This is a genomic window from Gulosibacter hominis, from assembly GCF_904842695.1.
Taxonomy (GTDB): domain Bacteria; phylum Actinomycetota; class Actinomycetes; order Actinomycetales; family Microbacteriaceae; genus Gulosibacter; species Gulosibacter hominis.
Map to the genome: position 1 here is coordinate 110,789 of NZ_CAJGWQ010000003.1, position 24,311 is coordinate 135,099.

General features: G+C 62.0%; 18 protein-coding genes. 16 read left to right on the forward strand and 2 right to left on the reverse strand.

Annotated features, from left to right (window positions below; translation table 11 throughout):
- Positions 1 to 14 precede the first annotated feature (14 nt).
- Positions 15 to 1,487, forward strand: a complete 1,473-nt coding sequence (locus JMV54_RS03710) for a catalase (RefSeq protein WP_201517561.1) — start codon at positions 15 to 17, stop codon at positions 1,485 to 1,487.
- Positions 1,488 to 1,626: 139 nt separating this feature from the next.
- On the forward strand, positions 1,627 to 2,610 hold the full coding sequence (locus JMV54_RS03715; protein WP_338085374.1) for a diaminopimelate dehydrogenase: 984 nt from the start codon (positions 1,627 to 1,629) through the stop codon (positions 2,608 to 2,610).
- Here JMV54_RS03715 and JMV54_RS03720 read toward each other — a convergent pair.
- A complete protein-coding gene (locus tag JMV54_RS03720) occupies positions 2,607 to 3,569 on the reverse strand; it encodes a DUF368 domain-containing protein (protein WP_201517562.1) in 963 nt (320 codons plus the stop codon). The genes JMV54_RS03715 and JMV54_RS03720 overlap by 4 nt on opposite strands.
- 171 nt (positions 3,570 to 3,740) lie before the next feature.
- On the opposite strand from JMV54_RS03720, the gene JMV54_RS03725 reads away from it, so the two are divergent.
- From JMV54_RS03725 to JMV54_RS03775, 11 genes are all read left to right on the forward strand, one after another.
- Positions 3,741 to 4,460 (forward strand): MBL fold metallo-hydrolase, encoded by a 720-nt coding sequence (locus tag JMV54_RS03725; RefSeq protein WP_201517563.1) that lies wholly within the window; start codon positions 3,741 to 3,743, stop codon positions 4,458 to 4,460.
- Between the two features lie 291 nt (positions 4,461 to 4,751).
- Positions 4,752 to 8,246, forward strand: a complete 3,495-nt coding sequence (gene rpoB / locus JMV54_RS03730; RefSeq protein WP_201517564.1) for a DNA-directed RNA polymerase subunit beta — start codon at positions 4,752 to 4,754, stop codon at positions 8,244 to 8,246.
- 47 nt (positions 8,247 to 8,293) lie between these two features.
- Positions 8,294 to 12,133, forward strand: a complete 3,840-nt coding sequence (gene rpoC / locus JMV54_RS03735; RefSeq protein WP_201517565.1) for a DNA-directed RNA polymerase subunit beta' — start codon at positions 8,294 to 8,296, stop codon at positions 12,131 to 12,133.
- Positions 12,134 to 12,295: 162 nt separating this feature from the next.
- Positions 12,296 to 13,603, forward strand: a complete 1,308-nt coding sequence (locus JMV54_RS03740; protein WP_201517566.1) for a hypothetical protein — start codon at positions 12,296 to 12,298, stop codon at positions 13,601 to 13,603.
- Between the two features lie 298 nt (positions 13,604 to 13,901).
- Positions 13,902 to 14,273, forward strand: a complete 372-nt coding sequence (gene rpsL / locus JMV54_RS03745; RefSeq protein WP_201517567.1) for a 30S ribosomal protein S12 — start codon at positions 13,902 to 13,904, stop codon at positions 14,271 to 14,273.
- Positions 14,273 to 14,743 (forward strand): 30S ribosomal protein S7, encoded by a 471-nt coding sequence (gene rpsG, locus JMV54_RS03750; protein WP_201517568.1) that lies wholly within the window; start codon positions 14,273 to 14,275, stop codon positions 14,741 to 14,743. The genes rpsL and rpsG overlap by 1 nt, the downstream gene beginning before the upstream one ends.
- Positions 14,744 to 14,861: 118 nt before the next feature.
- Positions 14,862 to 16,976 (forward strand): elongation factor G, encoded by a 2,115-nt coding sequence (gene fusA, locus JMV54_RS03755; protein WP_201517569.1) that lies wholly within the window; start codon positions 14,862 to 14,864, stop codon positions 16,974 to 16,976.
- Between the two features lie 150 nt (positions 16,977 to 17,126).
- A complete protein-coding gene (tuf, locus tag JMV54_RS03760) occupies positions 17,127 to 18,317 on the forward strand; it encodes an elongation factor Tu (protein WP_201517570.1) in 1,191 nt (396 codons plus the stop codon).
- Between the two features lie 216 nt (positions 18,318 to 18,533).
- On the forward strand, positions 18,534 to 19,946 hold the full coding sequence (locus JMV54_RS03765) for a hypothetical protein (protein ID WP_201517571.1): 1,413 nt from the start codon (positions 18,534 to 18,536) through the stop codon (positions 19,944 to 19,946).
- Positions 19,947 to 20,000: 54 nt separating this feature from the next.
- On the forward strand, positions 20,001 to 20,318 hold the full coding sequence (locus tag JMV54_RS03770; RefSeq protein WP_230972664.1) for a YbjQ family protein: 318 nt from the start codon (positions 20,001 to 20,003) through the stop codon (positions 20,316 to 20,318).
- A gap of 130 nt (positions 20,319 to 20,448) precedes the next feature.
- The gene (locus tag JMV54_RS03775; RefSeq protein WP_201517572.1) at positions 20,449 to 20,664 is read left to right on the forward strand and encodes an Rv0909 family putative TA system antitoxin; all 216 of its coding nucleotides are present in this window, start codon (positions 20,449 to 20,451) and stop codon (positions 20,662 to 20,664) included.
- Positions 20,665 to 20,775: 111 nt separating this feature from the next.
- On the opposite strand, the gene JMV54_RS03780 is transcribed toward JMV54_RS03775, so the two are convergent.
- Positions 20,776 to 22,170, reverse strand: coding sequence for a pyridoxal phosphate-dependent decarboxylase family protein (locus JMV54_RS03780; RefSeq protein WP_201517573.1), 1,395 nt, complete (start codon positions 22,168 to 22,170; stop codon positions 20,776 to 20,778).
- 511 nt (positions 22,171 to 22,681) lie between these two features.
- Between JMV54_RS03780 and rpsJ the strand changes: the two genes are divergently transcribed.
- From rpsJ to rplD, 3 genes are read left to right on the forward strand one after another with little or no spacing between them, the layout of a single operon-like run.
- On the forward strand, positions 22,682 to 22,990 hold the full coding sequence (gene rpsJ / locus JMV54_RS03785; protein WP_201517574.1) for a 30S ribosomal protein S10: 309 nt from the start codon (positions 22,682 to 22,684) through the stop codon (positions 22,988 to 22,990).
- Between the two features lie 8 nt (positions 22,991 to 22,998).
- A complete protein-coding gene (gene rplC, locus JMV54_RS03790; protein ID WP_201517575.1) occupies positions 22,999 to 23,652 on the forward strand; it encodes a 50S ribosomal protein L3 in 654 nt (217 codons plus the stop codon).
- A gap of 4 nt (positions 23,653 to 23,656) precedes the next feature.
- Complete coding sequence (gene rplD / locus JMV54_RS03795; protein ID WP_201517576.1) at positions 23,657 to 24,310, forward strand: 50S ribosomal protein L4; 654 nt, start codon at positions 23,657 to 23,659, stop codon at positions 24,308 to 24,310.
- Position 24,311: the final 1 nt, after the last annotated feature.

Genomic DNA, 24,311 nt, shown 5'->3' on the forward strand with positions numbered 1-24,311 from the left:
AAAGGAGCACAATCGTGACGCTTGACAGCAACATCGACCCCACGCTGCCCTCGACGCGCCAGAACGGCGCCCCGGCCGAGAGCGACCGCAACTCGCTGACCGTGGGCCCCAACGGCCCCATCACCCTGCACGATGTGCAGCTGGTTGAAACCCTCGCCGCGTTCAACCGCGAGCGTGTGCCCGAGCGTAACCCGCACGCCAAGGGCTCGGGTGCCTTCGGCACCTGGGAGGTGCTCGAGGACGTTTCGCAGTACACCCGCGCAAAGGTGTTCCAGCCCGGCGCCAAGGCTCGTATGCTGGCCCGCTTCTCGACCGTTGCCGGTGAGCAGGGTTCGCCCGACACCTGGCGTGACGTGCGCGGCTTCTCGCTGCGGTTCTACACCGAAGAGGGCAACCTCGACATCGTCGGTAACAACACCCCGGTGTTCTTCCTGCGCGACCCGATGAAGTTCCCGCACTTCATCCGCTCGCAGAAGCGGCTGCCCGACTCGGGCCTGCGTGACAACACCATGCAGTTTGACTTCTGGACGCAGAACCCCGAAACCGCACACCAGGTGACCTACCTGATGGGTGACCGCGGCCTGCCCCGCACCTGGCGCCACATGCACGGCTTTTCGTCGCACACCTACTCGTGGATCAACGCCGAGGGTGAGCGCTTCTGGGTGAAGTACCACTTCCGCACCGATCAGGGCGAACAGAACATGACCAATGAGGAAGCCGAGAAGCTGGCAGGTTCGGATGCCGACTTCCACCGCCGCGACCTCTTCGACGCGATCGAGCGCGGCGAGTTCCCCTCGTGGACGCTCTACATGCAGGTGATGCCCTACGACGAGGCGAAAAACTACCGCTTCAACCCGTTCGACCTCACCAAGACCTGGTCGCACAAGGACTACCCGCTCATCAAGGTTGGTCGCTTCACGCTCAACGAAAACCCGGCCAACTTCTTCGCCGAGATCGAGCAGGCAGCCTTCTCGCCCGGTAACTACGTGCCCGGCACCGGCATCTCGCCCGACAAGATGCTGATGGGCCGCATGTTTGCCTACCCCGACGCACACCGCGCCCGCATCGGCACCAACTTCAACCAGCTGCCGGTGAACCGCCCCGTGGTGAAGACCAATAGCTACACCTTCGACGGCAATATGCGCTTCGACCACTCGGGTAACGCCCCGGTTTACGCGCCCAACTCGTTCGGTCGCCCGCACTCCGACGAAACCGGCCCGGTTGAAAACTCGTGGGAGGCTGACGGCGAACTCGTGCGCAGCGCCTATGAGCTGCACCCCGAGGACGATGACTTCGGTCAGGCCGGTGACCTGGTGCGTCGCGTGTTTGACGACGCGCAGCGCGAGCGCTTCGTTGACACCGTGTCCGGTGCGCTGATGAGCGTGCAGGAGCCGGTGCTGTCGAACGCCTTCCAATACTGGAAGAACGTCGACGCCGAAACCGGCGCCAAGATCGAGGCCAAGGTGCGCCAGGAGCGCGGCCTCTAAAACAGTCAGTTATTCGCCCGCGGGGCTCGGCACCTACTTGCCGGGCCCCGTTCGGCGTATTGGGGATGCATCCGGTCACGCTCTTCAGCTGCGAGGAATACGATGAGGTCCCGTTTTATTCATATTGAAAGGACCGCTGGTGAACCAAACCGCGTCAGCACCCACTCGAATCCGTGTCGCAATTGCCGGTTATGGCAACCTCGGCAAAAGCGCCGAGCAGCTGGTGAAGCGCCAGGCCGACATGGACTTGGTCGGGATCTTTTCGCGACGCGACAACCTGGACACCGACACCCGCGTGCTGCCGGCCGCCGACGCAGCTCGCTACGCCGATGAGGTTGACGTGCTGCTGCTGTGCCTCGGCAGCGCAACCGATATTCCCGAGCAGGCTGCCGAATTTGCCGTGCACTTCAACACCGTCGACACCTACGACAATCACGCGCTCATCCCCGAACACCGCGCCAAAATGGATGCGGCTGCGCGCGAGACGGCGCATCTCTCGTTGATTTCCACCGGCTGGGATCCGGGCCTGTTTTCGCTGAACCGAGTGATTGGCGCATCCCTTTTCCCCGAACCGCAGCAGGCTACCTTCTGGGGGCCGGGTGTTTCGCAGGGGCACTCGGATGCGATTCGCCGCATCCCCGGCGTGATTCGCGGCGTGCAATACACCGTGCCGAACGAGGACGCGGTTGCCGCAGCGAAGACTGCCGGCGCCGAAATCCCCACGGGTAAGCAGGCGCACGCTCGCCACTGTGTTGTGGTGGCGGATGAAGCCGACCACGACCGCATCCGCGAAACGATCGTGAATATGCCCGACTATTTTGTGGGTTACGAAACCACGGTCGAATTTGTCAGCGAAGAAGAATTCGAGCGCGACCACACCGGGATGCCGCACGGCGGTCGCGTGATCACCAGCGGCGACCTGGCCGGCTCGCACTCGTCGGTTGAATTTGGGCTCGACCTCGGACGCAACCCCGATTTCACCGCCGCAATGCTCGTGGCGTCGGCCCGTGCGGCGGCGCGGATGCATACCGCCGGTCGCGTGGGCGCGGTGACGGTGTTCGAGGTGCCGCCGTACCTCTATTCACCGCAGCCGCTTGACCAGCTGGTTGCCGGCTCGCTCTAGTTGCCGGCTGGTTGTGTTTCGCGCCGCTGCAGTAGCTTTTCGGCGCCCAGCAGCGCGAGCACAATCACGGCTCCGAGCACAGCCAGCAGCACCGGCCAGAGAATCGGCTCGGTCGGAGCGAGCAGTGCGCCGGCGCCATCACCATCGGCCGCGCCGATGGTCTGCCACGGCCACAGCGCGCGCAGCGAACCGAGCATGAGCCCGGCCATCGCCAGCAGCGTGGTGCGCCGGTGCTCGTTCAGCAGGTAGTGCAGCAGCTTCACAAACGCGGCTAACCCAACGATGGCACCGAGCATAAACACGCCGAGATAGGCGAAGTTGCGGTCATCCACCGCCTGCAGCGTGGGGGCGTACAGCCCCACCGCGAGCAGGAAAAACGACCCCGAAACGCCGGGAATTACGAGCGCACAGATCGCAACTGCGGCAGCGATGAACACGATCGGCAGCGCCGGGTTTTCAACCACCTGGCCACCAGCAAAACTGGTCAGCACAAACGCCACCACGGCAGCCACCACGACGATGACCCAGTCCCACACCGGTGAGCGGCCTTTTGCTCGTGCCGGCGCCATCTGTAGCGGCACGATCAGGCTTGCGGCCACCATCCCAAAAAACAGGCCGCGCGCGTGCTCGGGGGTGTTGGCGACAAAGTCGTGCATCACACCGGCGACGGTGAACACCACCGTGGCCATACCGATCAGCACCGGCACCACCATCCACCAGTTCACGCTGCGCAGTTCGGCGCCAAAGCGCTTGCCGCGTTCGGGTCCGGTGACCAGCGCGCGCAGGCCCTGCACCACGTGGTTTGCCGATTTGATGAGTTCGTCATAGATGCCGGTAACCAGCGCCACGGTGCCGCCTGAGACACCGGGCACCAGCTCGGCCATTCCCATGAGCGCGCCGCGAACGAAATCAACAGGGATGAGATAGCGGGGCCGCTGGGAAGTTGTTGTTTGGGTCATTGAGCTCTTTCTGCTGCACAAAGATGGTGCGGATGTATTAGCAGGCTAGTGGCAAGCGCCGGGTTAGCGAGCAGATTGGCACCCGGTGGCGGCCACATTCACAGCTTGCGGGCGCCGTTACCCCGCGAAATTCTGGTGCATCGCCAGGAAGCGCCAACTAGGTTGGGTGACATGACGCATCCATTCATCCCCAAACTGGACGCTTTCGGCGGCATCGAAATTCACTACGCCGAGCTCAACGACTATGAAAACAATTGCTATGTCGTTGTTGATACGGCGTCAGGTAAAACGCTGGTGGTGGATGCGGCGGATGCGGCGCCATACGTGTTCGGGCTGGTGGATGCGGCGCGCGAGTCGGCGGCGCAAGCCGGCCGCCCCGAGATCGCGCCGGTAGGCGTGCTCACCACACACTCGCATCCCGATCACTGGCAGGCGCTGGCGGAGGTGAAGGATGCGCTCGCGGTGCCCTCGCTTGCGGGTGAGGCGGATGCTGGCGAAATTCCGGTGCCCACCGACCGGCTGGTCAACCACGGCGACACGATTGAGCTGGGTGAGACGGTGCTCGAACTCATCGGTCTGCGTGGTCACACACCGGGGTCGATCGCGGTGGTGATTCGGCAACCGGGGGAGGCCACCCGCATCCTGACCGGTGACTCGCTATTTCCCGGCGGGATCGGGAACACGTGGGACGACCCCGAGCGGTACCGGCAGCTGCTTACCGATTGCGTCGAGCGAATTTTCCGGTGCTTCCCGGATGAAACCGTGTTTTATCCCGGGCACGGTCTGCCGTCGACGATCGGTCGGGAGCGCGGGTTCCTTAACCGCTGGCGGTTGCTTGGCGACCTGGATCCCGTGGATCCGAGTACCGACCGCTATCTTGGCGAGGCGTAGTTTGGTGCCCGGTCGGCGTAGATCGCGCTAGGATAAGTCTGTATGCCAGATTCGGGCAGATTCTCTCTGGTATTTCTCGGCAATCCGTCTTACAATGGCTACTTGCGCTTCGTCGCTCCATGCCTTCATATTGCGGTGGGCTTGGCAGTGCGGTTCATCGCAGTTCGGCCACCGGTATCCCGCTCTCGTCGTTCAGCATGAGTCATTTGCACAGCCAGGCGATGTAGCCAACCCTCACGAATCGATGCGAGACCGTCCCCTTCATGCCGGGGGACTGCGGAGGTATTTCCATTGGCTGTTGCGAATAACGCACCCGCGCCCAAGTCGGGCCGCTTGGCACAACGACTCTCGTTCGCCAAGATCGCTGACACCCTCGAGGTGCCAGACCTGCTCTCACTGCAGACCGAATCGTTTGACTGGCTCGTCGGTGACGATGACTGGAAGGCACTTGTGGCCTACCAGCTCGAACAGGGCCGTACCGATGTGGCTACCGCATCCGGCCTTGACGAGGTCTTCGAAGAAATTTCGCCGATTGAAGACAACGCCGGCTCGATGCAGCTGACGTTCCGCAACCCCTACCTCGAGCCTGCCAAGTACTCGATTGACGAGTGCAAGGAACGCAGCAAGACCTACGCGGCGCCGCTGTACGTCGAAGCCGAGTTCATGCGCTACGAAACCGGCGAAATCAAGACCCAGACCGTGTTCATGGGCGACTTCCCGCTGATGACCGACAAGGGCACGTTCATCATTAACGGCACCGAGCGTGTTGTGGTGTCGCAGCTGGTTCGTTCGCCGGGCGTCTACTTTGAGCGCACCCCCGAAAAGAACAGTGACACCGACGTGTTCTCGGCGCGCGTGATCCCCTCGCGCGGTGCCTGGCTCGAATTTGAGGTCGACAAGAAGGGCTTCGTTTCGGTTCGTGTTGACCGCAAGCGTAAGCAGTCGATCACCATCTTCCTGCGCGCAATCGGTCTCACCGAAGACGAAATCCGCGCCGAGTTTGCCGGCTACCCGACCCTGCTCGAAACGCTGAGCAAGGACGACCCGAAGATCCAGACCCAGGAAGACGCGCTGCGCGACATCTACCGCAAGCTGCGTCCCGGTGAGCAGGTGGCTTCGGAAGCAGCTCGCGCGCTGCTCGACAACTTCTACTTCAACCCCAAGCGCTACGACCTCGCCAAGGTTGGCCGCTACAAGCTCAACCGCAAGCTGGGTCTCGAAGCTCCCATCACCGACTCGGTGCTCTCGGTGGAAGACGTCGTCGCCACCATCAAGTACCTGGTTGCGCTGCAGCAGGGCGACACCAGCATCCCCGGCACCCGCAACGGTGGCGAGATTGTCGACATCCCCCTCGACGTTGACGACATCGACCACTTCGGTAACCGTCGTATTCGCGCCGTTGGTGAACTCATCCAGAGCCAGGTGCGTACCGGTCTGAGCCGTATGGAGCGCGTCGTGCGCGAGCGCATGACCACCCAGGAAGTCGACGCGATCACCCCGCAGTCGCTCATCAACGTGCGTCCCGTCGTGGCAGCCATCAAGGAGTTCTTCGGAACCTCGCAGCTGTCGCAGTTCATGGACCAGAACAACCCGCTTGCAGGTATCACCCACAAGCGTCGTCTCTCGGCGCTCGGCCCGGGTGGTCTGAGCCGTGAGCGTGCCGGTGTTGAGGTGCGTGACGTGCACCCCTCGCACTACGGCCGCATGTGCCCGATCGAAACCCCCGAAGGTCCGAACATCGGTCTGATCGGTTCGCTCGCAACCTTCGCTCGCATCAACGCGTTCGGTTTCATCGAAACCCCGTACCGCCGCGTTAAGGACGGCGTGGTGTCGAACGAGATCGACTACCTCACCGCCGCCGAAGAAGACGAGTTTGTCGTTTCGCAGGCAAACGCACCGCTCGACGAGAACGGTCGTTTCATCGAAGACGACGTGCTCGTGCGCACCAAGGGCGGCGAGGTTGAGCTCGTGCCCGCAAACGAGGTCGACTACATGGACGTCTCGCCGCGCCAGATGGTGTCGGTGGGTACCTCGCTGATCCCGTTCCTCGAGCACGACGACGCCAACCGTGCACTGATGGGCGCCAACATGCAGCGTCAGGCTGTGCCGCTGGTGCGCGCCCAGGCGCCGATTGTGGGTACCGGTATGGAGGGCTACTCGGCCGTTGACGCTGGTGACGTGGTCACCGCAGTAAACGCCGGTGTGGTCACCTCGGTATCGGCCGACCAGGTCACCGTGCAGACCGACGATGGCGGCAGCGAATCGTACTTCCTGCGCAAATTCCAGCGCTCGAACGCCGGCACCTGCTACAACCACCGCGTGATCGTCAAGGCTGGCGACCGCGTTGAGGTTGGCGAAGTGATTGCCGACGGCCCCTCGACCGACCGCGGTGAACTCGCGCTCGGTGCGAACCTGCTCGTGGCATTCATGCCGTGGGAGGGCCACAACTTCGAGGACGCCATCATCATCAGCCAGAACCTCGTGAAAGACGACGTACTCTCGTCGATCCACATCGAGGAATACGAGGTGGATGCTCGCGACACCAAGCTCGGTAAGGAAGAAATCACCGCCGACCTGCCCAACGTGTCGCAAGACATGCTCAAAGACCTCGACGAGCGCGGCATTATCCGCATCGGTGCCGAGGTTCGCCCCGGCGACATCCTCGTCGGTAAGGTCACCCCGAAGGGTGAAACCGAGCTCAGCGCTGAAGAGCGCCTGCTGCGCGCCATCTTCAACGAAAAGAGCCGCGAGGTGCGCGACACCTCGCTGAAGGTACCCCACGGTCAGCAGGGCACCGTCATCGGCGTCAAGGTGTTTGACGTTGAGGCCGGCGACGACGAGCTCGGCTCGGGCGTGAACCAGCGCGTAATCGTGTACATCGCCCAGAAGCGCAAGATCACCGAGGGTGACAAGCTCGCGGGCCGCCACGGTAACAAGGGCGTCATCGCCAAGATCCTGCCCGAAGAAGATATGCCGTTCCTCGAGGACGGCACCCCGGTCGACATCATCCTGAACCCGCTGGGTATCCCGAAGCGAATGAACTTCGGTCAGGTCATGGAATCGCACCTCGGTTGGGCCGCCTCGCAGGGTTGGGACATCGAGGGCAAGCCCGAGTGGGCTGCACAACTGCCCGAGGCTGCCTACCACGTTGAGGCTGGCACTCGCGTGGCCACCCCGGTCTTCGATGGTGCCACCCAGGAAGAGCTCACCGGTCTGCTCGGCTCGACCCGTCCGAACCGTGACGGCGACCGACTGATCGACGAGACGGGTAAGACCCGCCTGTTTGACGGCCGCTCGGGCGAACCGTTCCCCGACCCGGTCTCGGTTGGCTACATGTACATCCTGAAGCTGCATCACCTCGTCGATGACAAGATCCACGCTCGTTCGACCGGTCCTTATTCGATGATTACCCAGCAGCCGCTGGGTGGTAAGGCCCAGTTCGGTGGTCAGCGCTTCGGTGAGATGGAGGTGTGGGCGCTCGAAGCCTACGGCGCCGCCTACACGCTGCAGGAGCTGCTCACCATCAAGTCGGACGACATCGTCGGTCGTGTGAAGGCATACGAATCGATCGTGAAGGGCGACAACATCCAGAAGCCCGGTATCCCCGAGTCGTTCCGCGTGCTCGTGCGCGAAATGCGCTCGCTGTGCCTCAACGTCGAAGTTCTCGGAGCTGACGGCCAGATCCTCAGCCTCGAAGAGAACGACGATGACGCTTACCGCGCTGCCGAAGAACTCGGCATCAATATCTCCAGCCGGTTCGAGTCGGCCTCGGTCGAAGAGATCTAGCCCGGTACTGAGAATCGAATCGCGTTCAGATTTAGGAGAAATCAGAATTGATCGACGCAACAAAGTTTGACAGCCTCAGCATCGGGCTGGCGACCAGCGACGACATCCTCGCGTGGTCGAAGGGTGAAGTTAAGAAGCCCGAAACCATCAACTACCGCACCCTCAAGCCCGAGAAGGACGGTCTGTTCGGTGAACAGATTTTCGGTCCATCGCGTGACTGGGAGTGTGCCTGCGGTAAATACAAGCGCGTGCGCTTCAAGGGCATCATCTGTGAGCGCTGCGGTGTTGAAGTCACCAAGTCATCGGTGCGACGCGAGCGGATGGGACACATCAACCTCGCCGCACCCGTGACCCACATCTGGTACTTCAAGGGTGTGCCGTCGCGCCTGGGCTACCTGCTCGACATGGCCCCCAAGGACCTCGAAAAGGTCATCTACTTCGCCGCCTACATGGTGGTCTCGGTGGATGAAGAGGGCCGCCGCGACGACCTCGACGAGCTCGAACAAGAGCTGCGTCTCGAGCTCGAGTCGATCGGCAAGTCACGCGACTCGCAGATCAACAACAAGCTCGCCGAGCTCGAAAAAACGCTCGCTGAGCTCGAGGCTGACGACGCCACTGCCGACCAGAAGCGCAAGGCCAAGGACGCCAGCGACAAGGAACTCGCGCGCATCCGCAAGGAATCAGACGCACTCATCCAGCAGCTCGAGCGCGTGTTTGAAGCGTTCAAGGAGCTCAAGGTTGGGGAATTGCGCGCCGACGACGCCGACTACGCCGAGCTCGTCGACCGCTACGGCGACTACTTCGAGGCCTACATGGGTGCCGAAGCCATCCAGCGCCGCCTGCGCGACTTCGACCTCGAGAGCGAAGCTGAGATCCTGCGCGAGCAGATCCAGACCGGTAAGGGTCAGAAGAAGATCCGCGCCATCAAGCGTCTCAAGGTGGTGACCGCGTTCCTCAGCACCAACAACAAGCCTGAGGCTATGGTGCTCGACGTGATCCCGGTCATCCCGCCGGAGCTGCGCCCGATGGTTCAGCTGGACGGTGGCCGTTTTGCGACCAGTGACCTCAACGACCTCTACCGTCGTGTCATCAACCGCAACAACCGGCTGCGCCGCCTGCTCGACCTCGCTGCCCCCGAGATCATCGTGAACAACGAGAAGCGCATGCTGCAGGAGGCCGTTGACGCGCTGTTCGACAACGGCCGCCGTGGTCGTCCGGTGACCGGCACCGGTAACCGCGCACTGAAGTCGCTCAGCGACATGCTCAAGGGTAAGCAGGGTCGTTTCCGTCAAAACCTGCTCGGTAAGCGCGTTGACTACTCGGGCCGCTCGGTGATCATCGTTGGTCCGACCCTGAAGATGCACCAGTGCGGTCTGCCCAAGCAGATGGCACTTGAGCTGTTCAAGCCGTACGTCATCAAGCGCCTGATCGACCTCGGTCACGCATCCAACATCAAGGCAGCCAAGCGCGCTGTTGAGCGTGCCAAGCCCGAGGTGTGGGACGTGCTCGAAGAAGTTATTCGTGAGCGCCCGGTGCTGCTCAACCGTGCACCCACCCTGCACCGTCTCGGTATCCAGGCCTTCGAGCCGCAGCTCGTTGAGGGTAAGGCCATCCAGCTTCACCCGCTCGCCTGTGCGGCGTTCAACGCCGACTTCGACGGTGACCAGATGGCTGTGCACCTGCCGCTGTCGGTTGAGGCGCAGGCCGAGGCACGCATCCTCATGCTCGCCTCGAACAACATCCTGAAGCCCTCGGATGGTCGACCCGTGACCCTGCCCTCGCAGGACATGGTTGCCGGTCTGTACCACCTCACCTTCCAGCGTGATGACGTTGTGGGTGTGGGTCGTTCGTTCTCGTCGGTTGCCGAAGCGATCCTGGCAATGGATGAGGGCACTCTGCACCTCAATGCCAAGGTCAGCATTCGTATCACCGATGGTGCTGGCGGGTCGACTGTGCGTGAGACCACGCTCGGCCGGGCACTGTTCAACGAGCTGCTGCCGGACGACTACCCGTACCTCGACAAGGTCATGACCAAGGGCCAGCTCTCGGGCGTCGTGAACTACCTCGCCGAGCGCTACGACAAGGACGTGGTTGCCAGCACCCTCGACAAGATCAAGGACGCTGGTTTCCACTGGGCAACCCGCTCGGGTATTTCGCTCGCAATTAGTGACGTGGTGGTGCCCGACACCAAGGAAGCCATCGTTGCCGAGACCGAGGCCAAGGTTGCCGAGCTGCGCGACGACTACACCATGGGTCTTATTTCGCAGGCAGAGTACCGCGAAAAGACCATCGCGATGTGGGAAGACGCCACTGAGCGCGTGGCCGAAGACACCCGCGAACAGTTCCCCGACACCAACTCGATTCACCGCATGGTGACCGCGGGTGCTAACGGTAACTGGCTGCAGGTGCGTCAGGTTGCCGGTATGCGAGGCATCGTGGCAAACCCGAAGGGTGAGAAGATTGCTCGTCCGATCATTCACTCGTACCGTGAGGGTCTGACCGTGCTCGAGTACTTCTCGTCGACCCACGGTGCTCGTAAGGGTCTGGCCGACACCGCCCTCAAGACCGCCGACTCGGGTTACCTCACCCGTCGTCTGGTGGACGTTTCGCAGGATGTGATCATCCGCGAACTCGACTGTGGTACGCGCAAGGGCCTCACCCTGCCAATCGTCCAGACCGACGCGACTGGTGAAGTGCAGCTGGCCGACAACGTTGAAAACTCGGTGTACGCCCGTACCCTGGCGGTTGATGTCAAGGATGCTGAGGGTAACGTGCTGGCTCAGGCTGGCGACCCTGTCGGTGACGTGCTCATCGAGCAGTTTGTTGCCGCCGGTGTGCGCGAGGTTGCCGTACGTTCAGTGCTCACCTGTGAATCGCAGATTGGTGTTTGTGCCAAGTGCTACGGCCGCTCGATGTCGGCGTCGCAGCTTGCCGATCTCGGCGAGGCCGTCGGTATTATCGCGGCGCAGTCGATTGGTGAGCCCGGTACCCAGCTGACGATGCGTACCTTCCACACCGGTGGTATTGCCGGTGCTGCCGACATCACCCAGGGTCTGCCCCGTGTGCAGGAGCTGTTCGAGGCCCGCACTCCGAAGGGTGCAGCGCCGCTGGCGAAGGTGGCCGGCATCATCACCATTCAGGACACCGAGAAACAGCGCAAGCTGGTGCTCACCCCCGACAACAAGGATGAAGAGCCCATCACCTACCCGGTGACCAAGCGTGCCGAACTGCTGGTTGAAGAGGGTGCTCGTGTTGAGCCCGGTCAGCAGCTGGTTGAGGGTCCGCTCGACCCGAAGGATGTGCTTGAGGTGCGTGGTCCGGCTGCCGTGCAGAAGTACCTCGTGCAGGGTGTGCAGGAGGTGTACAACAGCCAGGGTGTGCCGATTCACGACAAGCACATCGAGGTGATTGTGCGCCAGATGCTGCGCAAGGTCACGATTAACGAGTCGGGCGACACCAACATGCTGCCCGGTGAGCTGATCGACCGCCAGCGCTTCCAGGCCGCTAACCGCCAGGCGGTAACCGAGGGTCGTCGCCCGGCTTCGGGTCGACCCGAGGTGATGGGTATCACCAAGGCGTCGCTCGCCACCGAGTCGTGGCTGTCGGCCGCATCGTTCCAGGAGACCACCCGCGTGCTCACGCAGGCGGCTATGGAACAGAAGACCGACCCGCTGCTCGGCCTCAAAGAGAACGTCATCATCGGTCGCCTCATCACCGCTGGTACCGGTCTCAACGAGTACTCCGACCAGGTGGTGGAAGCTACCGAAGAGGCAATTGCCGAGCGGTACCCCTACCAGCAGGAGAACATCGACTACGAAGCCGATTTGTCGTTTGCCGACTTCGACTCGTTCGGAGCTGACAGCGACTTCGGCATCACGTTCGAATAGACAAAGCGCTCTCGCTAGTTTTTAGCGGAGATGCAGCGGGGCTCGCGCCGGGTGCGCGGGCCCCGCTCGCGTTTCCATTCGCCATGCTGATCCGTCGCCGATGCGCGGCACGTTCGGCGCGGCAAGCCGGTAAGGCCAGGCATGCGCAATAGTGTGGCCTGCATGACCGATGAATACCGCGCTCCTCAGCCCTATGACGATGGGCCGCGCTACGACGACGACCGCGCCACCACATCCGCTGCCGATCAGGTAGCCGGTGGCGACGAGCAGCAGCGCGTGTTTGCGATGCCCGCAGCCGAGCAGGCCGCTCGCGCGGAAAGCTCAGCAGAGCAAAATGCTCGCGAGGGAAGCGCCGTCGAGCGGGAAGCTCGTGGGGAAGGTGTCGGCGAGCAGACCCCCGCTGAGCCGGCTAGCGACTCGGAAGCTGCGGATGTAGGTAGCGTCGACGCCACGCCAGCACCGACCAGCCAGGATGCTGCGACGCAAGCTGCCGCAGCAGCTGCTGAACAATCGCATTTTGAAAGTGCTCCGACGCAGCAGGATGAGCGCCTCATGGAGGCAGTGCAGCGATCGCGTCACCTGCCGCTCGACGGTGAATATGAAGTCGCGCCGGTCAGCCCACAGGTAGCTGACAACACATCGGCGCCGACAACCGAAGGGGAAGCGCAGCCCGCGCCGGGGGCGCACCCTGACGTGACCACCGAAACGGCGGCGTATCCTGACACGACGACCGAAACGGCGGCGCAAACACGGCGCATCGAGACAACGCCAGCCCCCGCCGCAGAACCCTCGCAACCGGATGCATCCAGTGTGACCGCGGCGCCGGAGCCGGTTGATTCCGCGAGCGTGCACGATGACGAGACCTTCGCGCCGCTCGGGATTTCGGTGACCGAGGGCCTGTTGGTTAAGCCCGAAAAACCCAGTAACCGCGGGTTTGCCGTACTGATGTCGGTGTTTGCGACCGTACTATTTGCGGTTGGCTATGCGGTTGCGTTCACCTTTGCGCGCAAGCTGTTCAGCCCTGATCTCGAAATTGTTGACGGGCTGATGCAGCTTGTGGGTTCGATGCAGTTCTACCTGCCGGTGGCTGTGTTTTTTGTGGTTTTCCTGTTCTGGTCGCTACTGGCGAATCGCGCACGGTGGTGGGGCTACATTGTCGCCTCGCAGGTGCTGGCCGTGCTGGTGGCCGCGGCCTGCTATGCCGCAGTGGGGCTGAACGCGGTGCTCGCGGGGGAGCCGTTCACCGCGGATGTGTTCCTGCAGGCGCTGCGCGACTATGTGCACCTGCCCGGTGCACTACTGGCCGCACTCGTCGCGATTCCGGTGGTCACCTGGTTTGGCGGTATCAGCGCCATGCGCGGACGCAAGCTCACTCGCGAATACGAGCACGATCTCGCCGAGTATGAGCGGCGGGTCGAGATTGAGCGTGAGCAGGTGCGCGAACAGCGCGATACCAGCGCTGTCGAATAAAACCAGCGACGCCGAATAAACTTATCGGCAGTTTAGGGCCCGATTGCATCCCAGGCTTGACCGCTATCTGACGCCCCGGTAACATGTTCAGGTGCGCCGGACTCGGCGTGCCTGAAATGCTCCGTGGGAGTCACCTTCTCGTGATGCCCCGGCAGGTAGCCGCCGGACGTCCGTGCAGGACGTGTTACTTACCAGCGATATCGCATGTTGTCGTATTGCCGGTGAGCCGGGCGAACGCCCGAAGCTGCAGTCCGCAGCCAATCACACAGAGCAATACACCATCAAGGAGAATTACCAAGTGCCAACCATTCAGCAGTTGGTTCGCAAGGGCCGCAAGCCCAAGGTGAGCCGTTCAAACTCGCCCGCACTCAAGGGCAACCCCATGCAGCGCGGTGTGTGCACCCGTGTCTACACCACCACCCCGAAGAAGCCGAACTCGGCACTGCGCAAGGTAGCCCGTGTGAAGCTTTCGAACGGTACTGAGGTCACCGCCTACATCCCCGGCGAGGGCCACAACCTGCAGGAGCACTCGATGGTGCTCGTGCGCGGTGGTCGTGTGAAGGACCTTCCCGGTGTGCGCTACCACATCGTTCGCGGTGCGCTTGACACCCAGGCAGTCAAAGGCCGCAAGCAGGCTCGTAGCCACTACGGCGCCAAGAAGGAGAAGTAATGCCTCGTAAGGGACCTGCGCAGAAGCGCCCCGTCGTTATCGACCCCGTCTACGGTTCGCCGGTAGTCAGCCAGCTCGTCAACAAGGTGCTCGTTGACGGCAAGAAGTCGCAGGCTGAGCGCATTGTTTACGGCGCACTCGAAAACGTCGCCAACAAGACCGGCGAAGACGCTGTCGGCATGCTCAAGAAGGCGCTCGACAACATCCGCCCAACCCTCGAGGTCCGTAGCCGCCGTGTCGGTGGTTCGACCTACCAGGTGCCGGTTGAGGTGAAGCCGCACCGCGCCAACACGCTCGCACTGCGTTGGCTCGCCGGCTACGCCAAGGTGCGTCGCGAAAAGACCATGACCGAGCGTCTCACCAACGAGATCCTCGACGCCTCGAACGGCCTCGGTGCCGCGGTGAAGCGCCGCGAAGACATGCACAAGATGGCCGAATCGAACAAGGCCTTCGCACACTACCGCTGGTAGTTTCCAAACCGGTCAACAAGACATGCTAAGCAGTCTTGTCGGCCGGTTTGCGGTTGGAGTAACCAACTCGAGCCGCGAATTAGAGCAGTAACCCACACATCAACAAACGGGAGACACCGTGGCACAGGAAGTGCAGACAGACCTTAAGAAGGTCCGCAATATCGGCATCATGGCGCACATTGACGCCGGTAAGACCACGACTACCGAGCGCATCCTGTTCTACACGGGTGTTAACCACAAGATCGGTGAGTCGCACGACGGTGCGGCCACCATGGACTGGATGGCTCAGGAGCAGGAGCGCGGTATCACCATTACCTCGGCTGCTACCACCTGCTACTGGAACAAGACGCAGATCAACATCATCGACACCCCCGGTCACGTCGACTTCACCGTCGAGGTAGAGCGCTCGCTACGCGTGCTCGACGGCGCCGTCGCAGTGTTCGACGGTAAGGAAGGTGTTGAGCCGCAGTCAGAGACCGTGTGGCGTCAGGCCGACAAGTACAACGTGCCGCGCATCTGCTTCATCAACAAGATGGACAAGCTCGGTGCCGACTTCTACCACTCGGTTGAAACCATCAAGTCACGCCTGGGCGTGAAGCCGCTCGTGCTGCAGCTGCCGATCGGCGCTGAGAACGACTTCATCGGTGTTGTTGACCTCGTCAAGATGCAGGCGCTCACCTGGCGCGGTGACGACAAGGGCGCTGTGGTTCCCGGCACTCCAGCCGAGATCGAAGAGATCCCCGCCGACCTCGTCGACAAGGCTGAAGAATACCGCGCTGAGCTGCTCGAGACCGTGGCCGAGACCAGCGAGGAGCTGCTCGAAAAGTACCTCGGTGGTGAGGAACTCACCGTCGAAGAAATCCAGGCCGGCATCCGCGAGCTCACCATTGCTGGTGACGCATTCCCTGTGATCTGTGGTACCGCCTTCAAGAACCGCGGTGTGCAGCCCATGCTCGACGCCGTTGTGGCCTACCTGCCCTCGCCGCTTGACGTGCCTCCGATGAAGGCCACCCTGCCGAACGACCCCGAGGCTATCGTTGAGCGCCCCTCGAGCAAGGATGCACCCTTCTCGGCACTCGCGTTCAAGGTGGCGGTGCACCCGTTCTACGGCCGCCTCACCTACGTGCGCGTCTACTCGGGTCAGGTTTCGACCGGTACCCAGGTGCTCAACTCGACCAAGGGTAAGAAGGAGCGCATCGGTAAGCTCTTCCAGATGCACTCCAACAAGGAGAACCCGGTTGACGAGGTAATCGCTGGTCACATCTACGCCGTTATCGGCCTCAAGGACACCACCACCGGTGACACCCTGTGTGACATCAACGACCCCGTCGTGCTCGAGTCGATGACCTTCCCCGAGCCGGTTATTTCGGTGGCAATCGAGCCGAACTCGAAGGCCGACCAGGAGAAGCTCGGTACTGCTATTCAGAAGCTGGCCGAAGAAGACCCGACCTTCCGCGTTGAGCTCAACCCCGAAACTGGTCAGACCACCATCTCGGGTATGGGTGAGCTGCACCTCGACATTCTCGTCGACCGTATGAAGCGCGAGTTCAAGGTTGAGGCAAACATCGGTAAGCCGCAGGTGGCCTACCGTGAAACCATCCGTCGCACCGTCGAGCGCTACGACTACACCCACAAGAAGCAGACCGGTGGTTCTGGTCAGTTCGCTAAGGTGCAGATCAAGCTCGAGCCGCTCGAGGTTGAGGGCGACAAGATTTACGAGTTCGAGAACGCCGTTACCGGTGGTCGCGTGCCGAAGGAATACATCCCCTCGGTTGACGCCGGTATTCAGGATGCAATGCAGGTGGGTATTCTCGCCGGCTTCCCGGTGGTGGGCGTCAAGGCCACCCTGGTTGACGGTGCCTACCACGACGTTGACTCTTCGGAGATGGCGTTCAAGATCGCGGGTTCGATGGCGTTCAAGGAGGCCGCAACCAAGGCCTCGCCGGCGCTGCTCGAACCGCTCATGAAGGTCGAGGTGCGCACCCCTGAGGAATACATGGGTGACGTCATCGGCGACCTCAACTCTCGCCGCGGTCAAATCCAGTCGATGGAGGACGCCTCGGGTGTGAAGGTGGTGCGTGCACTCGTACCGCTTTCGGAGATGTTCGGCTACATCGGTGACCTGCGCTCGAAGACTTCGGGTCGCGCCGTGTACTCGATGGAGTTCGACTCGTATGCGGAGGTCCCGAAGGCCGTCGCAGACGAGATCATCGAAAAGGGTAAGGGCGCCTAGTTGACGCACTGCGTCGCAACGCGTTTAACCCCTACACTCGATCGTCCAGGTGACGACCGGGTATACTAAGCAACTGTCAAATTTTTCAAAGTTACGATTCTCGCGATAGCGTAGAGCGTTACCAAGAAACCGTCCTGAGGAGGACCCACAGTGGCCAAGGCCAAGTTTGAGCGGACTAAGCCGCACGTCAACATCGGAACGATCGGTCACGTTGACCACGGTAAGACGACCCTGTCGGCTGCCATCTCGAAGGTGCTCGCTGACAAGTTCCCGTCGGAGGTCAACGTCAAGCGTGACTTCGACACCATCGACTCGGCTCCTGAAGAGCGCCAGCGTGGTATTACCATTAACGTTTCGCACATCGAGTACGAGACCGAGAAGCGTCACTACGCACACGTTGACGCTCCCGGCCACGCCGACTACGTGAAGAACATGATCACCGGTGCGGCCCAGATGGACGGCGCAATCCTCGTGGTTGCTGCTACCGACGGCCCGATGGCGCAGACTCGTGAGCACGTGCTGCTCGCCAAGCAGGTTGGTGTTCCCTACCTGCTCGCTGCACTCAACAAGTCGGACATGGTTGACGACGAGGAAATCCTCGAGCTCGTCGAGATGGAAATTTCGGAGCTGTTCGACTCGCAGGGCTTCGACGCCGACGCACCGATCGTGCGTGTTTCGGCTCTCAAGGCTCTCGAGGGTGAAGAGAAGTGGGTTGACTCGATCCTCGAGCTCATGAACGCCGTTGACGAGAAGATTCCCGACCCGGTGCGTGACAAGGACAAGCCGTTCCTCATGCCCATCGAGGACGTCTTCACCATCACCGGTCGCGGTACCGTTGTTACCGGTCGTGCCGAGCGCGGTACCCTCGCGATCAACTCGGAAGTTGAGATCGTCGGTCTCCGCCCGACCCAGAAGACCACCGTTACCGGTATCGAGATGTTCCACAAGCAGCTCGACGAGGCATGGGCCGGCGAGAACTGTGGTCTGCTCCTGCGCGGTCTCAAGCGTGAAGACGTTGAGCGTGGTCAGGTTGTTGCAGCCCCCGGCTCGGTTACCCCGCACACCAACTTCGAGGGCACCGCGTACATCCTCTCGAAGGAAGAGGGTGGCCGCCACAACCCCTTCTACACCAACTACCGTCCGCAGTTCTACTTCCGTACCACTGACGTGACCGGTGTGATCACCCTGCCCGAGGGCAAGGAAATGGTTATGCCCGGTGACACCGTGGAGATGACCGTTGAGCTCATCCAGCCCATCGCTATGGAAGAGGGCCTCGGCTTCGCTATCCGTGAAGGTGGCCGCACCGTCGGCGCCGGCACCGTGAGCAAGATCATCAAGTAGTCACTGACTGCTCGCTAAGGCGGGTGGCAACCTTCGGGTTGTCACCCGCCTTTGTTGTTGGATGCGTCGAGTGTTTGCTGATGCGCGGAGCGCGGGCTGGGCGCGTCGAGGCCATTCAGTCGCCGGTTGTATCTCCGGCTAATTCCCGTGAATAAGCGTGGCGGCCTCGGTGAAACCCGCTAGCCTTTACCAGTGCCCATACAACGAGGGGATGGAATGAACAACCAGTCGATGGGGAACGGTCCGGGCTACGACGGTCAGCACCCGCAGCAGTCGTGGCCGGCTCAAGCCCAGCCCACGATGAGTGGGATGCCACCGCTGCCCGAGATTCACCCGCAGCATCAACACACGGCCAAGCGGCGTCGGCGCACTGGCTGGATCGTGGGCCTCTCGGCCGCAGTTGTGGTTCTCCTCGCACTCGGAGCCTGGGGCGTACTCGCACTGACATCGCGCTCGGGTGCTGACACGCCAGAAAATGCAGCCGTGAAACTGCTGCGCTCGGCCGCCGGGGTTGACATCGTCACCCTTAGCCAGGTGGTTTCGCCCAGTGAGCTCGGTGTGGTGGCCGGGCCGATCCAGGAAGTGATGAAGAGCGGCGGTGGTGGGAACCCCGGCGCTGATATCCCCGGCGTGCAATCGGCAGTGCAAGAGCTCAACGCGGCTGCCAATGTAAGCCTCGAAAACTTTCAGTCAGACACCACCGAAATTACCGATGGGGTAGTGGCGGTCCGCATCCAGTCGGGCCAGCTCATTATTGAGGGTGACACCGCGCGATATCAGCAAGCTCTCACCGACATGCAGCGTGCGGTGGCATACGAGTCGGCTCTGATGGACGGCGCTACCGAAGAAGAGGCTGCGGAGCGAGCCAAGAACGACGTTGAACCGGTAACCGACGTCACGCTGCCGAAAACGATCGATCTCGAACACCTCGACGAACTCGACCCGAGCGCACCGGATGTGAAGCTCAGCCTGGTCGCGGTGCAAGAAGACGGACGCTGGTACATCAGCCCGGTGATGTCGCTATTTGAAACTCTTTCAACTGTGACCGGCGGCAGCGCAATGCGTGGCGATGAAGTGCTGCCGGCGCATCCCGCCAAAACTCCGGAAGCTGCGGGTCTGCAATTCATCGAAAACCTACTGACCGACTCGATGACCGTCACACAGGGTCGCAGCACTTTTGAAAACACGATCGGTTCGCTCGCGGTTCCCGAACGTCGGGTGCTTTCGCTCTATCTGCTGCCGCTGATCGAGCAGGCCCTGGGTAGTGCGGGGCCAAGCGGGCCCGGCGCGCCGCGACTCAAGCTGAGCGGTGATTTTGAACGGGTCAAGAGCACCGGAGACATCATGGTGCTACCCGAGAAAGTTACGGTCAGTGTAGACGGGCAACCCCAGCTCACGCTGTCGGGAACCTGCGCACTAGTAGCGAGTAGCGGCCAGGAAAGCTGTCTCGAAGACGCCTGGCCCGGCTTCGAGGCGCTCGGACTTGACGAACTCGGACTCGTCATCGTGAAAGAAGACGGCGGCTATGTGGTGAGCATCTACGACACCGTGCGGGTGTGGCTGCAGACCGCTAGCGAAAACTATCTCAAGCTGCGGGATGCGGGCGAGCTCGACCGGCTGCGCGGCTGAGAACCGTTGGCAGGGCAGGGATGCTCGGCCACAATTCAGAAAAGAGGAAAAATTATGATTGTCACCACCACTAATTCGGTCGAAGGTCACCAGATTGCACAGTATCTGCGTGTGGTTTCGGGCGAGACCATCGTGGGTATCAATATGTTCAAAGACATCGGCGCGGGCTTCCGCAATATCGTCGGTGGCCGCAGCGCTGCCTACGAGGGCGAGGTGCAGCAGGCTCGCGAAACGGCCCTTGGCGAAATGGTGCAGCGCGCCATTGAACTCGGGGCACAGGGGGTTGTCGGCGTCGACATCGACTACGAATCGCTCGGCCAGGGCGGCATGATGATGGTGTGCGCGAGCGGCACCGCGGTACGTTTTCAGTAGCCGCTATTTACCGGGCTGATGCGGGCGACAATTGTTAAGCAAGCTTGAAGATTTGTTCGCATAGGCTCAACCCGACTCGACCCGATCACAGCGGCGAGTTGCCCGTTAATTTTTGAACAAGGAGCCCAACATGGCAGATCTCAACGGCGACGGCAAAGAAAGCTTCGGCGAAAAAGTACAGAGCCTCGGTAAGACCATCGGTGAAAAGGCCGCCGACCTGCGTGATAGCGAGGGTGTGCAGAACGCCCTCCACGGCGCGGGTGACGCAGCCAAGAAGGTGACCGGGGGCAAGTTCGACGACAAAATCGACGAGGTTGTCGACAAGCTCGACGGGCCCAACAACTAGCCACCAGCGTTGAAATAGCCAAGCGCACGGCGCGATCAATCTCAATACGGGCGAGCGCCCCGGAAGATCGGATGCATCCGACCAGCCGGGGCGCTCGTTCGTTTTAGTGCGCTACATGGTGTCGAGCAGCTGCTGGGCGAGTTCGACAGTCGTGCGCGGGTTCACGATCGCAAACCGCATGATCGGTTCGCCACGGTGTGAAGACGGCGTGGCGAAGGCGATCTGTTCGTCCAGCATGCGGTCGCTCCAGTTCTGGTAATCGGCAAGCTCCCAACCGATGCGGCGGAAGGCCACCACGGATAGATCTGGGTCACGCACGAGCTCGAGATTCGGGTGCTCGCGCACGCGCTCGGCAATTGCGTGGGCGGTGGTGATGCAGTGCTCGATCGCGGTGCGGTAGGCACCCGCACCGTAGGTTGCGAGCGAAAACCACAGCGGCAGCCCGCGCGCCCGGCGCGATAGCTGGATGCCATAGTCCGACGGGTTCCAATCTTCGCCCTCGAGCGTGTCGAGATAGCCCGCTTTTTGAGTGTGGGCCATGCGCGCCAGCTGGGGTTCGCGGTAGAGCAGCGCGCACGCATCAAAGGGAGCAAAAAGCCATTTGTGCGGGTCGACGATGAGCGAGTCGGCGGCCTCGAGGCCGTTGAACCGATCCCGCATCGACGGGGCGAGTGCGGCCGCGAGGCCGTAGGCGCCGTCAACGTGCAGCCAGAAGTTGTAGCGCTGCTTGAGTTTGGCGATCGAGGCAAGATCGTCGACGATGCCGAGGTTGGTTGACCCGGCGGTCGCGACCACCGCAACCACTGCATCCCCATACTCTTCAAGCGCCGCTTCGACAGCCTCGCCCGAGAGGCGACCCTGGTCGTCGACCGGCACGGTCACCGCATCCACATCCATGACCTCGGCAGCCGACACCACCGACGAGTGGGTCTCGGCGCTGCAGATCACGACCCAGCGCGAAGGAAGGTCCTTGCCCTCCTCGGTCAGCCGCTGACGGTGTGCATGTCGAGCGGTGACCAGAGCCGAAAGGTTGCCGATAGTGCCGCCCTGCACGAACGAGCCGCCGGCAGTTTCGGGTAGACCGAATTCACGGGCGAGGAAGGCGAGCACCTCGTTTTCCGCGTACACCGCCCCGGCGCCGTCGAGCCACGACCCGCCAAACAGCGAGGATGCCGACACCACCATGTCGAACGACACGGCAGCTTTTGTGGGCGCCGAGGGGATAAACGCGAGGTAGCCGGGGCTATCGGTTGATACGCAGGCCGGAGCAAGCACTCCCTCGAACATCGACAGTGCGCGTTCAGAGCCGATGCCCTCTTCGCAGATCGAACCCGGAGCCAGCCGCCGGAATTCCTTGAGGGGGAGTGGCTTATCCAGCGGCACATCAAAGATGAGGCGTCGACGCGAATAGTCGATCACGCGGTCGATCATCGTGAGCATCTCGGGCGAGACCTCGTGCATTCGAGTTGCACCGGTGGGTTCAGGCAGAGCGTGAGCTTCGCTCATCGTTGAGCGTTCCTTTCGTCACAGGACGCGGTGCCGTAAGGGGTGGTGCAGCACCGCACGCGACCGCGGCCGGTCGCCGGCATACAAGCATAGGGCCGGGCGCCCAAAAAATGCACCGGGATGCGGAAAACGCGACGAAATTCGACTCTCAGGAAATTCCGACACGCCCGGGTTGCACGAACACTTCAAGCCGGGCTAAGATTCTTGAGTTCAATACTTCGGACGGGCCCAGCGCTCTTCGCTGCGAATCCATCCGAATCACTGCCGAGTCAGTGCATCGCCGTACCGAGTACAGGCGCTGCCGCCGGTAGCAGAGCACGGCTCGTGCGAGCCCAGGCACACGTGCCTGACTCGCCTCGCCGTCACATCTGCCCGAGTGTAAACGCGCTCCGGGTCGGTGAACTTGACAGATACATAGTGGTGCACGCCGACTGCAGCGCAGTCCAAATGCAAGTGAGGCCGACCACGGCCGATTCGATCAAGGCCGCAGGCCAGAGAAACAGGAGTGGACATGGCGGGACAGAAGATCCGCATTCGACTGAAGTCGTATGACCACGAAGTCATCGACAACTCCGCGCGCAAGATCGTCGACACGGTCACCCGCGCAGGCGCATCCGTCATCGGGCCCGTCCCGCTGCCGACCGAGAAGCAGGTCATTACCGTGATCCGCTCACCTCACAAGTACAAGGACAGCCGCGAGCAGTTTGAAAAGCGCACCCACAAGCGGCTGATCGACATCGTCGACCCGACCCCGAAGGCTGTCGACTCGCTCATGCGTCTCGACCTTCCGGCCGACGTAAACATCGAGATCAAGCTCTAGAGGAATCCATGGCTACCGCAACGAAGACATATAAGGGGCTGCTCGGCACCAAGCTGGGCATGACCCAGATTTGGGACGAAGAGAACCGTATGGTTCCCGTCACCGTCATCCAGGTGAGCCCGAACGTCGTGACCCAGATCCGCACCCTCGAGAAGGACGGTTACGAAGCTGTTCAGATCGCCGCCGGTGCGATTGACCCGCGCAAGGTGAACCAGCCCAGCGCTGGCCACTTCAAGGCCGCCGGTGTCACCCCGCGCCGTCACCTCACCGAGATCCGCACCCCGGATGCATCCGAGTACGAACTCGGTCAGGAACTTAACGTCGACATCTTCGAAGTTGGCCAGGTCGTAGACGTGGTCGGCACCTCGAAGGGTAAGGGCTTTGCCGGCACCATGAAGCGCCACAACTTTGCAGGTGTGGGCGCATCGCACGGTCAGCACAAGAACCACCGCAAGCCCGGTTCGATCGGTGCTTCGGCTACCCCCAGCCGCGTTTTCAAGGGCACCCGCATGGCTGGTCGCATGGGTAACGACCGCGTTACCGTGCAGAACCTCACCATCCAGGGCGTCGACGTCGAGCGCGGTCTGCTGCTCGTCAAGGGCGCTGTCCCCGGCGCTAAGGGCCGACTCGTATTCGTTCGTAACGCAGTGAAGGGAGCCTAGCCAGATGGCTACCAACACCATTGACGTTCTCGACTCGACCGGTAAGAAGGCCGGCACCGTCGAACTCCCCGCTGAGATTTTCGACGTCGAGATCAGCATCCCGCTCGTGCACCAGGTGGTTGTCGCCCAGCAGGCCGCAGCTCGCCAGGGTACGCACAAGACCAAGAACCGCGGTGAGCGTAAGGGCTCGGGCCGCAAGCCGTTCAAGCAGAAGGGCACCGGTAACGCCCGCCAGGGTTCGGTGCGCATGCCGCAGCACCGCGGCGGTGGTATCGTCCACGGTCCCGTGCCTCGCAACTACTCGCAGCGCACCCCCAAGAAGATGATCGCTGCAGCACTGCTGCAGTCGCTCTCGGACCGCGCTCGTGGCGGCCGCATCCACGTGTTCACCGAACTGGTGACCGGTGAGGTGCCGTCGACCCGCAGCGCTAAGGCCGCCGTTCGCACCGCCGCTCAGGGCCGCAATGTTCTCGTGGTCGCTGGCCGCGAAGACTCGCTCACCCGCAAGTCGGTGCGCAACCTGCAGGATGCTCACATCATCGCTGCCGACCAGCTCAACGCCTACGACGTGCTGGTTGCCGACGATGTCGTGTTCCTGAAGGACGCATTCGACGCGTTCGTCGCGAGCAAGACCAACACCACCGTTGAGGAGCAGTAGA

Excerpts from the sequence above, each read along its gene's own strand:
- JMV54_RS03720 (WP_201517562.1), bottom strand. The coding sequence starts at position 3,569 with ATGACCCAAACAACAACTTCCCAGCGGCCCCGCTATCTCATCCCTGTT.
- JMV54_RS03725 (WP_201517563.1), top strand. The coding sequence starts at position 3,741 with ATGACGCATCCATTCATCCCCAAACTGGACGCTTTCGGCGGCATCGAA.
- JMV54_RS03740 (WP_201517566.1), top strand. The coding sequence starts at position 12,296 with ATGACCGATGAATACCGCGCTCCTCAGCCCTATGACGATGGGCCGCGC.
- rpsG (WP_201517568.1), top strand. The coding sequence starts at position 14,273 with ATGCCTCGTAAGGGACCTGCGCAGAAGCGCCCCGTCGTTATCGACCCC.
- JMV54_RS03765 (WP_201517571.1), top strand. The coding sequence starts at position 18,534 with ATGAACAACCAGTCGATGGGGAACGGTCCGGGCTACGACGGTCAGCAC.
- JMV54_RS03770 (WP_230972664.1), top strand. The coding sequence starts at position 20,001 with ATGATTGTCACCACCACTAATTCGGTCGAAGGTCACCAGATTGCACAG.
- JMV54_RS03775 (WP_201517572.1), top strand. The coding sequence starts at position 20,449 with ATGGCAGATCTCAACGGCGACGGCAAAGAAAGCTTCGGCGAAAAAGTA.
- JMV54_RS03780 (WP_201517573.1), bottom strand. The coding sequence starts at position 22,170 with ATGAGCGAAGCTCACGCTCTGCCTGAACCCACCGGTGCAACTCGAATG.
- rpsJ (WP_201517574.1), top strand. The coding sequence starts at position 22,682 with ATGGCGGGACAGAAGATCCGCATTCGACTGAAGTCGTATGACCACGAA.
- rplC (WP_201517575.1), top strand. The coding sequence starts at position 22,999 with ATGGCTACCGCAACGAAGACATATAAGGGGCTGCTCGGCACCAAGCTG.
- rplD (WP_201517576.1), top strand. The coding sequence starts at position 23,657 with ATGGCTACCAACACCATTGACGTTCTCGACTCGACCGGTAAGAAGGCC.